Raw genomic sequence first — 12,141 nt, 5'->3', positions numbered from 1 at the left:
AATGCTGTTATTTCTCGTTCTTATCTTTTTGAGAAGTTGAATAATTATTCAAATAATTTTGAAGAAACTTTTGAAACATCCCAATCAGCTCTGTTCCTTGTGCTAAATCGTTTGGAGATAAAGTAACAACTGTCCTTGCATTTTTTAATGACTGACTTGCTTCTGCTAATCTTGCTGCCTGCGGTGTTAAAATCAAAAGTTCTGGATTCTTCTTAAGCAATTCCAGTTCTTCTTTTTCATATTCAAGCTGCATTTTTTTTCTTTTAAGTTCTTCAGAGACTCTTTTATCTGCAAGTTCAGATTCCTTTTCCAATTCTACTTTTTTCAAATCATATTTTTTCAGTTCAACTTCATTTTCCATATGTGCAATTTCTTCATCAGCCTGAAGTTTTGCTTTTGCAGCTGATATTCTTGCCTTTTGATTTAATAATTCTGTTTGTTCAAATATTCTGGCAGATTCTTGTTGACGTATAGCTTCTGCAATTTTAGCATCCAATATTTCAAATGATTGAATTGAAATTGAAATAACTTCCAAGCCAAATTTTTCTTTACTAATATTTATTTTATCCATCAAAAAGTTATAAATCTTTTCTGATGATAATTCTTCTATCTCATATTTTTCTGTAAATTCTCTTACAAGACTATGGATAACCGTCTCAAGTTCTTTTGTTGCTTTCTGAACCGCTGATTTATTCCATCCTCCTGTTTTGATTAATGAATCAATATTGCTCAGAGAAAGTGCAACTGCAATTGTTAATTTTACTTTTACATCAAGACTTCCTTTTGCCGAGGCATCTATACTTAATTGAGAAGAATAAATTGTCTTTGGCAGAACAAGACTAAAATGGCGCGGATAAAATCTTCCTTTTCTTAATATAATTTTACCACTCCTTTCTGTCAGCACCAATTCGTCTGGTTTACGAATTCTTAATTCATACAACAATAACAAAAGTATTATTATTGCTATTATGATAATTGTTAACAACATTTTATTTCTCCTGTTTTATATTTTACACTTATCTTTTTATCATTAATTGATGAATTAAATATTTACCTTGATTGCATTGGATTTGCAAGGATAATGAAGGAAAAAGCAATCAAAACTGCAATCCAATGTAATAAATTTTTTAAAATAATGTAATAATTGAAAAAACTTAATTAGGCTCTCAATAAAATTTTTCTTATAAATTATTCTTATAACAGAATTTTGTTAAATTAACAAAGGAATAATTGGATATATATCCTTATGAACGAAAATAATATTCCAAATATATTTGAAGAAAATGAAAATGCTCCTCAGTTCAAAAAAATCAAAAGATTGGAACGTTCAGGAAATGATTTTATTATTTCCGGGCTTTGTGCTGGTTTAGGAAAATATTATAACATTGATGCTTCAATTATTAGATTAATTTCGTTGCTCAGTTTAGCTGTAAGCAGCTGGTTTATTTATCTTTACTTATTAGCTTCTTTCATCTTTCCGCTCGAAAAAGAAATTACAGCACTAAGTGATTTTGAGAAATCAAAAATAAGCAGAAAAAATTCGTATACAGTATTAAGCGGCTTTCTAATTCTTGCAGGAATTTTGTGGTTATTTAAGAGTTCGGGATTAAGTCACAGAGATGCGCTGTTAAATCAAAGTTCTTTATTAATCAATTTCATGTACTTAATAATTGGGATTTACCTGATTGATAAAAATTCTTCAGAAGAAGTTCTGGCTCATCATGAACATATTTCAAACAGCAAAAAAATGCTTCTTGGGGTTTGCAAAAATCTAAGTGATGATATAAAAATTGATGTTAATCTTTTAAGAACATTTTTTATTATTGGCACATTAATAACGTTAGGAGCAATTTTATTGCTTTATGTTTTTCTTTTTATTGTTCAACCAAAGAATAAAGATTTGGGTATAACAGATGAAAATTAATTATAAAACTCTGCTCGGATTTTCAATTACTATCTATGGAATTTTATCAATATTAAATGGAAAGATTATTTACCTTCCTTCAAAAGCAATTTATGGTATTTCTTTAATTGTGTTGGGAATACCATCTGCTTATCTGTCTTTCAGTTATCATAAGAAAAATATGATTGTGTTTTCTTCAATTGCTTTTTTCACAGGTATATTCTTAACACTTAATGCTTACTATAAAGTTTATTCCCTTACAACGCTGGTCTTATTTATAATTTTTGTTTGCAGTGCTGCATTTTTCCTATTATTTATCGAAGAGACTAATAAAAAATATTATTTGGTTACAAGTTTATTTCTTTTGTTATTATCATACCCTGCAGCAAAATTATTTCAAAAGATTGAAAACAGTTATTTTATTTATCATTATTTAAAAATTGGGAATATAATTTTGCCAATAATTTTGATTTTATTGGGAATCAGTTTATTCCTCAAAAGGAATGAATAATTATTTTACTTTTGCTTGCTGAGGAAAACTGCCTGCAAGATAACTTTGAACAGATGGAGTTGGTGAACCAGAATTTGATTCAATTGTAATTTTCAGCATTTCAATATTTTCTTTTGGTATAAACGGAAATGAACTAATGTGAATATACTCATTGCCTGATGGTGTGTAAACTCCCATCGAATAAGCAACCCCTTTACTTACTGCCCATAATTGATAGCCCTGATTAGGCGGGAGCGGTTTTACATTTTTAAATTGAATTAATCCTTCTCTAACATCAAAAGATAGGAATACTCTTGCACTTGCTTTTTCATTGGGGTCAACACTATTGAGATTTACAACAATAACATCTTTGTAATTAAAGAATTCAATAAAAGAAAGATAATTGTTAACAAAATTATTTGTTCTGCTCAGCTCACTTCGAAAGAGTGTAATATCATGATTTAATTCTTCAATCTGTCTGTTCAATGATTCCACTGATGTAAAAGAATAGTATCCCAGAACAGAAAACAATACAATTGAAATCAATAGTGCTATCCAGCCTATAACTGCTCCGCCTGATTTTTCTTTTGCCTGTGGTGCTACAGGCTGCGGTGTCATATATTGAACTGGTTTTTCTGGGATAACAGAACCTTCATATTTAGTTTTTGTTTTCAAGGTTTTTTCTTCTTTTGATTCTTTTACAATTGTGGATTTTGTAAGATTTGACAACTGAAAAGTTGGTTTGCCAATTTCCTTTTGAGTTGTGTTAAATGTTTTTCCGAGCAAAGTTTTTCTTTTTTCTTCTCTTATTCTTGTTTTAATTTCATCCTGAAGACTCATTAATTTTTTTGCAACTTCATCTTTCAAAGAATCTTTTGGCTTTTCTAATTCAAGAATTGTTGGAATTAATGAAACAATATTTTGCAATTCACCTAATGCTCCTTCTGGCAGTTCACCGCCTGCGTCAACATAATCTTTGAATTGAATAAAATTTTTTCTATCCATGCAGCCAATTGCAAAGGCAGCCATCATCTCGTGAATTGCATCATCCGACATTTCTCTTACTCCTTTGTAAGGTTGTCTCTGAAATTATGCAGAGCATTCATAACTTTGCTTCTTACAGTTTCAATTGGCACATTTAATTTGTCTGCAATTTCATCAATCGTATATCCTTCATAATAAGCAAGATGAAGAACATACTTTTGTGTATCCGTCAATTTAGATAATGCTCGTTCAACTTTAGGAACTAAACTCATTGCAGTATTTAAATCAAGGCTATCCATATCATCTGGAAAAGTTGGTATAATAAAATAATCTTCATAATCATCATCGTAAATTTGAGAAGCTGAGAGTGAAAGCCTGCTTCGTCTTAAAGTATCAACTGCTTTATTCCTTGCTAATGTTACAAGCCAGCTGTAAACATTGCCATTATTAAAGTTGAATTTATAAGTTTTACGCCATACAATTACAAAAACATCAACAAGCACTTTTTCGGCGGTTTCTTCATCGGGTGTTATTTTTTTAATCAATGTATAAAGGAGTGGAGAATATCTATCATATAATTCTTCGAGAGCACGCGATTCAAAATTCGCTATCTCTCGCATCAATTCTAAATCAGTTAATTCTTTGAACCTGCTCAAATATTTTACACCTTCAGAATATTTATAATCAAAACTATAATTACTACTGCAAAATTACAATATATTTATTAAAAACTGCATCAATTGTTTTTTCAAACCTGTTGTAAAATGAATTACTTCAAAATTCTAATCGAGCTTGATAAAAATTACAACATCATATATTCCCTCTATTTTTTATTATATTTGCTCACATTTATAAAAAAATTCTCTGGAACTATGACATCAAACGAAATAAGACAACAATTTTTAGACTTCTTTGTTAATAAAGGACACAAACTTGTTCCAAGTGCACCAGTAGTTCCTCAAGGTGATCCAACTTTACTTTTTACAAATGCAGGAATGAATCAATTCAAAGATGTATTTCTTGGAATAGGAACAAGAGATTATAAAAGAGCGGTTGATACACAAAAATGCATTAGAGTTTCTGGAAAACATAATGACCTTGAAGAAGTTGGTTACGATACATATCACCATACTTTTTTTGAAATGCTTGGCAACTGGTCTTTTGGAGATTATTATAAAAGAGAAGCAATTCAATGGGCTTGGGAATTACTAACTGAGGTCTGGAAACTTCCAAAAGAAAGACTTTGGGCAACAGTTTTTAGAACCGATGATGAAGCTTATAATTTATGGAAAGAAGTTACTGATATTAATCCATCTCATATTTTAAGATTTGATGAAAAAGATAATTTCTGGGAAATGGGTGAAACTGGTCCATGCGGTCCGTGTTCAGAAATTCATATAAATTTAAGTCATGATTTTGAAAATCCAGCATGGGTAAATGCAGGCAAACCAGAATGTATTGAAATCTGGAATCTTGTTTTCATTCAGTACAATCGTGATGAAAATGGAATCCTTCATGAACTGCCTGCAAGACATGTAGATACCGGAATGGGTTTTGAAAGAATTACTGCAGTTCTTCAAGGGAAAAAATCAAATTATGATACCGACATTTTCACTCCAATAATTAATTCAATAGAAAATTTAAGCGGATTAAAATATAATTATAATTTGCCGGCAGAAGACAGAACTACAGAAGGTCAAATTAATATTGCAATGAGAGTAATTGCCGACCATATCAGAACTCTAACATTTGCAATTGCTGATGGAGCTGTGCCAAGCAATGATGGAAGGGGTTATGTTCTTAGAAGATTATTAAGAAGAGCCTCAAGATATGGCAGAAAAATTAATTTGAAAGAACCATTTTTATATAAACTCGTTGATATTGTAGTTAAAAATTTTTCAAATGTTTTTCCGGAAATAAAAGAAAATCAATCCAAGATTGAAAAAATAATTAAAGCCGAAGAAGAAAGCTTTAATATTACATTAGACCGAGGAATAGAATTATTCGAAAACTTAATTGGCAAATTAAAAGAGAAAAATCAAAAAGTAATTCCCGGAGAAGAAGTTTTTAAGCTTTATGATACTTATGGATTTCCTGTTGATTTGACAAATGTAATGGCAAGAGAAAATGGTTTTACAATTGATGAAAATCGATTCAATCAATTAATGGAAGAACAAAAAGAAAGAGCAAGAAAATCAACAAAAGAAAAATTGACAGCAGCAAATATTATTATTAACACAACTGATGATTTTGAAATACTGTCAAATACTCCAACTGAATTTACAGGTTATGATGAACTTAAATCTGAAGCTGAGATAATCGGAATTAAAAATGAAGATGGGAAATCATTTATCATTCTAAATAAATCACCATTTTATGTTGAATCAGGTGGACAGGTAAATGATACAGGCAGGATAATTATTAACGATACTCACCTCCCTGTAATAAATTTATTAAAAATAAATAACCAAATTATTCATATTGTTGAAAACGAAGCTGGCATCAAAATTAATCCCGGCGAAAAAGTTATTGCAGAAGTTGACGAGAAAAGAAGATGGGATATAATGAGAAATCACTCTGCAACTCATTTTCTTCATAAAGCATTAAGAGAAATTTTGGGAAGTCATGTTCAACAATCAGGTTCTTATGTTGGTCCAGACAGGCTTCGTTTCGACTTCAGTCATTTTCAAAAATTAACTGATTCTGAACTCGATGCAATTGAATCATTAATAAATGAAAAGCTGAGAGAAAATTTACCGCTCATACATCACCGCGATGTTCCTTTTGAAGTAGCAAAAAAAATGGGTGCATTAATGTTTTTTGGAGATAAGTATGGCGATAAGGTAAATGTAGTTCAATTTGGAAATTTCACAATGGAATTCTGCGGCGGAACACATGTTAAAAATAGTTCTCAAATTGGTTTATTGAAAATTGTAAATGAATCATCCATTGCCAGCGGAATCAGAAGAATCGAAGCAGTTACTGGTGCAGGAGTAGAAAAATTTATTAAGGAGCAAGAAACAAAAATTAAACACAAAGATGAACTTTACGAAAAACTGCTTGAAGAAAAAAAGAAACTTGAAAAAGAATTATCGGAGCTGAAGTTTAAAGAAAAATTAAATGTAATTGAATCCATAACTAAAAACTCTTCAGATGTTAACGGCATTAAAATTTACAAAGGAAAAGTTAATGCAGAGAACATGGACGAATTAAAATTAATGGGTGATGAATTAAGAAATAAAATAAAAACTGGAATTGGATTGTTAATTTCTGAAATTGAAGGAAAAGTTGGAATTGTGTGCATAGTTACGGATGATTTGATTAAAGAGAAAAAAATCTCTGCTGGAAAAATTGTAAGTGATGTAGCAAAAATTCTCGGTGGTGGAGGTGGTGGAAGACCTCACCTTGCAACTGCCGGCGGTAAAGATGTAAGCAAAATTGATGAAGCATTAAACAGCATTGAAAAAATTATAAACAGTCTATAGTGCTTCAATCAATTTTTCACTCATGATTCTATTTATTACCTCAACGATTTTATTGCCAATTTTTTTTATATTGATTTAGAATAATTATTGCTGCTTCTTATGAAAGACTACAAAATATTAATTGCCGATGATGATGAAACTTTATGCTACCTGCTTAAAGAAGAACTTGTAAACGAAGGTTATCGTGTTGATGTTGTTTATGATGGCAAAGATGCAATTGAAAATCTAAAAAGAAAACAATATGATGTTCTGCTTCTCGACCTTGAAATGAGAGAAGTTCATGGCGAGAAAGTATTAAGTTTTGTGCAGGAGAATTTTCCTTCTACACAAGTAATTGTGTTGACCGCAAAGTCCGACATCCGAACAGCAATTGACTGCATAAAACAAGGAGCTTATGATTTTATCACAAAACCATATGAATTTGGCCAGCTTTGCGTAACAATTGAAAGAGCAATCGAACACCGCGATTTAATTCTTCGAAATAAAATTCTCAGTTCAAAAGTTCAGGCATTTCAATCAAATATTATTGGTGAAAGTGAAAGCATCAAAGAAGTTATTCGTCTTGCTGAAAGAGCTGCCAAATCAGATTCCAACATCCTGCTCGAAGGAGAAACAGGAACCGGCAAAGAACTTTTTGCTGAATTCATTCACAAAAATTCAAACAGAGCTGATAAACCTTTTGTCGCAATAAATTGTGCTTCGCTGCCAGACCAATTGATTGAAAGTGAATTATTTGGATATGAAAAAGGAGCTTTTACTGATGCTAAAACTTCAAAACAAGGTCTTGTTGAAATTGCAAACGGCGGAACTTTATTTCTTGATGAAATTGGAGAACTAAGTTTAACACTTCAGCCTAAGCTTTTAAGATTTCTTGAAAATGGCGAATTCAGAAGAATTGGCGGAATTACAAATTTAAGTTCTTCAGTTCGAGTAATTGGTGCTACAAATAAAAATTTAATGGAAGAAGCTGAAAAGAAAAATTTCAGACGAGACCTTCTTTTCAGATTGAATGTTATCACACTTAAAATTCCACCTTTACGTGAACGACAGAATGATGTTCTCCTTTTAGCCGAATATTTTTTGCAAAAGAAATCTCCAATTAGAGCAGCTAAAAAATTATCCGAAGAAGCTAAAAAAGAATTAATGAAATATAATTTCCCGGGCAATGTAAGAGAACTTGAACACATGATTGAAAGAGCAATAATTTTTTCTGACGGTGATACTATTTATCCAAAAGACCTTAACATTCCTAAAGATGATTTTGATTTTACAAATTTTGTAAAAGATGATGGAACTATAATGTCGCTCGAAGAAGTTGAAAAAATTCATATCAAAAGAGCACTTGATGCATTCAATTGGAACAGAGAAAATACTGCTCGTGCACTTGGAATTAGTCAAAAAACTTTATATACAAAAATTATTAAGTATAAGCTGAAATAATGCAAACAGAAGATAAAAGTCTTCCATTAAAACATCTTGCTCACGATATAAATAACATTCTTACTCGAATCTTAAACAGTGTAGAACTTCTAAAGAAAAAAGTAAATAATTATCATGAAGTAAGCTCAATACTAAATAGTATTGAAAACGGCACTTACATGGTTTCAGAAATAATTGAAGATGTTCTTTCTGAAACAATTAATAAATCACCAAGAAAGAAAAGAATTAATATCAATCTTCTTATTAATGACCTTGCAAACACAATTGGAATACAGCTTAAAGAAAAAATTAATTTTGTTTTGAAACTAAATTCCGATCTTAATCTTGTTGAAGGAAAATATTCTGATTTTTACAGAGTAATGTTGAATCTAATTGTAAATGCCTCCGAAGCAATTCAGGATAAAGGAACAATTACAATTTCTACTTCAAATATCGAAGCCAAAAATGGAAATATTGATGAACTAAAACTTTTTGAAAATCAATCATACATTCAAATAAAAGTTGCAGATACTGGAACGGGCATCGATTCTTCTGTTCTTCCTTATATTTTTGAAGAAAGTTTTTCTACAAAAAGTAAATTAAAAAATCGCGGGATTGGATTAACTATTGCAAATAAAATCATCAAAAGCTATAATGGTTTAATCAAAGTCAAAAGCGAAACAGGTAAAGGAACAGAATTTACAATTTTACTCCCTGCCATTAAATCCCGAAAAAAGAAAAATACCAGTAGCAAAAAAACAATCTTAATTGCAGAAGACGAAATTATTCTTAGAGAATTATTATCAGAACTGCTTGAATCTTATGGCTATAATGTTATAACTGCATCGGACGGCAATGATGTTATTTCAAAGATAAACTCAAAATTAATTCCTGATATTTTGATTATTGACCAGAAAATGCCGGACATTGATGGAATTTCATGCATTAAAAAAGTAAAAGAAATTTATGAAGACTTGCCGGTAATTCTAGCTACAGGTTCCCAAAGTGAATTTTATGAAGATGCCAATTTAACACGAATTGTAAATAGAGTTATTAGTAAACCTTACAACATTGAAGAAATGGTTTCAATTATTCGAGAACTTATTGGTTAATTAAATAATTTATGAAAACAATTTTATTACCCGGAACAACTCATCAGATTAAATTTCTATTTGATAACTTAAAAACGAAATTAGAACAAATACTTGTTATTGGTGCTGGAAGCGAAAATATTGCTTCTGAGATTTCAAAGCATTATAACACAAAAGTAAATTTAATTGTTGATGATTATGAATCATTCATAACTTCAAGACTTGAATTAGGAAATACTCCAGAGGTAAATGCTGTACTTATGGATTATGAAAAAACAGATTTTAATGATAACCAATTTGATTTAATTTATGCTCAGGCTTCAATTTCTCTTAAAAACAGAAACAAAATCGTTAAAGAAATAAAAAGAATTTTAAAACCTGCAGGATATTTTTGTGCAGGTGAACTTGTTTCTCTAAAAAAAGAGACTCCAAAATTTATGCAGGATATTTATGATTCATCCAACCTGCTGCCTTTATTCATTGAAGATTTAGAAAAATATTATCTCGAAAGAAATTTCAAGGTAATTGAAAAAAATGATTTATCTGAAACTCTAAAAGATTATTACTCTACTGCAATTGAAAAATTAAAAAGTGCAAAAGAAAAATTAGATGAACAAGAAAAAGCGTATTATAAAAAAGTGATTAACAGATTTAGTCATGAATCAAATGCTTATCTAAAATTAGGCGGAAATAAATACCTTGGATTTTTTGTATTATTATTACAGAAAGGTGAAAATTGAAAAAGGGAGATTTAATAGAACTTGAAATAACAGATTATGCCTTTGAAGGGAAAGGGATTTCAAAAATTATAAAAGAAGTTCATTCACAAACAGAGACTAATCCCAAAAAATTTGTTGTATTTGTTGATGGCTCTTATCCTGGCGACAAAATTATTGCACAGATAACAAAGGTTAAAAAAACTTATGCTGAAGGAAAAGTAAAAGAAATCATTAAACAATCTTCTTACCGTGTAAAGCCACTGTGCAAATATTTTGGAATTTGCGGCGGCTGCAAGCAGCAAAATCTTGATTATAATGTTCAATTAAAATACAAAGAAGAACAGGTCAAAGATATTTTTGAAAGAATTGGCGGGCTATCAAATTTTGAAATTAAGTCAATAATTCCTTCAGAAAAAATTTTCTTCTACAGAAATAAAATGGAATTTTCTTTTGCTGCAAAAAGATGGCTCACTGAAAATGAAATTGCATCAATGCAGGAAGTTCGGGATAAAGACTTTGCTCTTGGTTTACACATTCCTAATTTCTTCGATAAAGTTCTTGATATTGATGAATGTTTTCTGCAGTCTGAATTGAGCAATAAAATTCTAAATTTCACCAGAAAATTTTTCAAGGAACGAAATGCTTCAATTTATTCAACACTCACACATACAGGATTTCTAAGAAATCTTGTAATTCGTCAATCAGTTCATACAAATGACTTAATGGTGAATCTTGTAACTTCAGAAGAAAATGAAAAATTAATTTTAGAATATCGAGATGAATTATTAAAGAACTTTCCCGAAATAACAACTTTTGTTAACAACATAAACAAAAAGAAATCACAAGTAGCTTTAGGTGATTATGAAATTGTTTATCACGGTTCTGGTTTCATTTATGATTTTATTGGGAATTATAAATTCAGAATTAGTGCTAATTCATTTTTTCAAACAAACACACTTCAAGCAGAAAAACTTTATGAAACAGCAATGAATTTCGCATCATTACAAGGCAATGAAATTGTTTATGATTTATATTCTGGTGCTGGCACAATTCCAATATTCATTTCAAAATACGCAAAAGAAATTTTTGGATTTGAAAGCGTTACTTCTGCCGTCGAGGATGCAAAAATAAATATCGATATAAATAATGTTTCTAATTTTCAGCCGTTGCTCTGGGATTTGAATAAATCATTGCTTCCTTTCATAAAACAAAATAAATTACCAAAACCCGATATTGTAATTGCCGATCCACCAAGAAACGGAATGAATCCCAAAACAGTGAATGATATTCTTCAGTTAAATCCAGAAAAAATTGTTTACATCAGTTGTAATCCTGCAACTCAAGCAAGGGATATAAAACTACTTTGCAATGAAAAATATGAGTTAGTTAAAATACAACCTGTTGACATGTTTCCTCATACTTATCATATTGAAAATGTAGCATTGCTAAAAAATAAATCAGCATAAAAATTTATCTATGAATGAGGAAATAAAAAAGAGAATAGAAAATATTTTCAGAAATTCTAATTCATCAGATGAATTGTTTGATGCATTTGATGAAGCAATCAAACTCAAAATTACTGATGTAGAAATTTATAAAGTTTTGCTTGCAAATCCTGCTCTATCACTCGACGAAATAAAAATGTATACAGAAAAACTTTTAAGAGAACTCATTGAACACAGATTTCAAATTTCGATGTGGACAGCAAAAGTTTTTGAAAATCTCCAGAACAATTTTGATTATCTTGAAAGTGCAATTAATTACTACATTAAAGCAATTCAAATTAATCCATCATCACATGAACCTTTGTTGGGACTTCTTAAACTTTACAACTATGATTTAGAACTTCCCACAAATCAAAAAATATTAAGCATAATTGAAGAAAATTTGCCGCAGGTTGAAATAAAAAGTAAAGTTTATTTTGCACTTTCAAATTTGTATAAAAAACTTGGCGACCGTCAAAAGGAAGCTAAATATGCAGCTCTTGGTGAAAAGGCAATGGAGCAGGAAAGAAGAATTAAAGATTTGTAATTAACTTTCTTTAGAAAAA

11 protein-coding genes are annotated in these 12,141 nt (G+C 30.1%); 8 read left to right on the top strand and 3 right to left on the bottom strand.

Going from position 1 to position 12,141, the window contains the following annotated elements:
• Positions 1 to 7: 7 nt before the first annotated feature.
• The gene (locus AC27L2_RS03265) at positions 8 to 988 is read right to left on the bottom strand and encodes an SPFH domain-containing protein (RefSeq protein ID WP_487210239.1); all 981 of its coding nucleotides are present in this window, start codon (positions 986 to 988) and stop codon (positions 8 to 10) included.
• A 258-nt stretch (positions 989 to 1,246) separates the two neighbouring features.
• Here AC27L2_RS03265 and AC27L2_RS03260 point away from each other — a divergent pair, with 258 nt between their 5' ends.
• Positions 1,247 to 1,924: a PspC domain-containing protein gene (locus tag AC27L2_RS03260; protein ID WP_487210238.1), complete on the top strand. Its 678-nt coding sequence runs from the start codon at positions 1,247 to 1,249 to the stop codon at positions 1,922 to 1,924.
• Positions 1,914 to 2,414 (top strand): hypothetical protein, encoded by a 501-nt coding sequence (locus tag AC27L2_RS03255; protein ID WP_487210237.1) that lies wholly within the window; start codon positions 1,914 to 1,916, stop codon positions 2,412 to 2,414. The genes AC27L2_RS03260 and AC27L2_RS03255 overlap by 11 nt, the downstream gene beginning before the upstream one ends.
• Here the strand turns inward: AC27L2_RS03255 and AC27L2_RS03250 are convergent, their stop codons facing one another.
• Both AC27L2_RS03250 and AC27L2_RS03245 read right to left on the bottom strand, forming a co-directional pair.
• On the bottom strand, positions 2,415 to 3,449 hold the full coding sequence (locus AC27L2_RS03250) for an anti-sigma factor (RefSeq protein WP_487210236.1): 1,035 nt from the start codon (positions 3,447 to 3,449) through the stop codon (positions 2,415 to 2,417).
• A gap of 5 nt (positions 3,450 to 3,454) precedes the next feature.
• Positions 3,455 to 4,033 (bottom strand): RNA polymerase sigma factor, encoded by a 579-nt coding sequence (locus tag AC27L2_RS03245; RefSeq protein WP_487210235.1) that lies wholly within the window; start codon positions 4,031 to 4,033, stop codon positions 3,455 to 3,457.
• A gap of 216 nt (positions 4,034 to 4,249) precedes the next feature.
• Here AC27L2_RS03245 and alaS point away from each other — a divergent pair, with 216 nt between their 5' ends.
• The 6 genes from alaS to AC27L2_RS03215 all read left to right on the top strand — a co-directional run bounded on the left by alaS (position 4,250) and on the right by AC27L2_RS03215 (position 12,122).
• Entirely contained in the window at positions 4,250 to 6,862 is a 2,613-nt protein-coding gene (alaS, locus tag AC27L2_RS03240) for an alanine--tRNA ligase (protein WP_487210234.1), read from the top strand.
• A 99-nt stretch (positions 6,863 to 6,961) separates the two neighbouring features.
• A complete protein-coding gene (locus AC27L2_RS03235) occupies positions 6,962 to 8,302 on the top strand; it encodes a sigma-54-dependent transcriptional regulator (RefSeq protein ID WP_487210233.1) in 1,341 nt (446 codons plus the stop codon).
• Positions 8,302 to 9,393: a hybrid sensor histidine kinase/response regulator gene (locus AC27L2_RS03230; RefSeq protein WP_487210231.1), complete on the top strand. Its 1,092-nt coding sequence runs from the start codon at positions 8,302 to 8,304 to the stop codon at positions 9,391 to 9,393. The genes AC27L2_RS03235 and AC27L2_RS03230 overlap by 1 nt, the downstream gene beginning before the upstream one ends.
• Before the next feature lie 11 nt (positions 9,394 to 9,404).
• Positions 9,405 to 10,112 carry a class I SAM-dependent methyltransferase gene (locus AC27L2_RS03225; protein WP_487210229.1) on the top strand — a complete coding sequence of 236 codons (708 nt, stop codon included), beginning with the start codon at positions 9,405 to 9,407 and terminating at the stop codon, positions 10,110 to 10,112.
• Entirely contained in the window at positions 10,109 to 11,557 is a 1,449-nt protein-coding gene (rlmD, locus tag AC27L2_RS03220) for a 23S rRNA (uracil(1939)-C(5))-methyltransferase RlmD (protein ID WP_487210227.1), read from the top strand. Before AC27L2_RS03225 ends, rlmD begins: the two co-directional genes overlap by 4 nt.
• A gap of 10 nt (positions 11,558 to 11,567) precedes the next feature.
• Positions 11,568 to 12,122, top strand: coding sequence for a hypothetical protein (locus AC27L2_RS03215; protein ID WP_487210226.1), 555 nt, complete (start codon positions 11,568 to 11,570; stop codon positions 12,120 to 12,122).
• Positions 12,123 to 12,141 lie beyond the last annotated feature (19 nt).

The organism is Rosettibacter sp. KY25 (assembly GCF_057554405.1).
The sequence above is the reverse complement of the archived record's forward strand: the minus strand, read 5'-3'. Positions and strand labels throughout refer to the sequence as shown.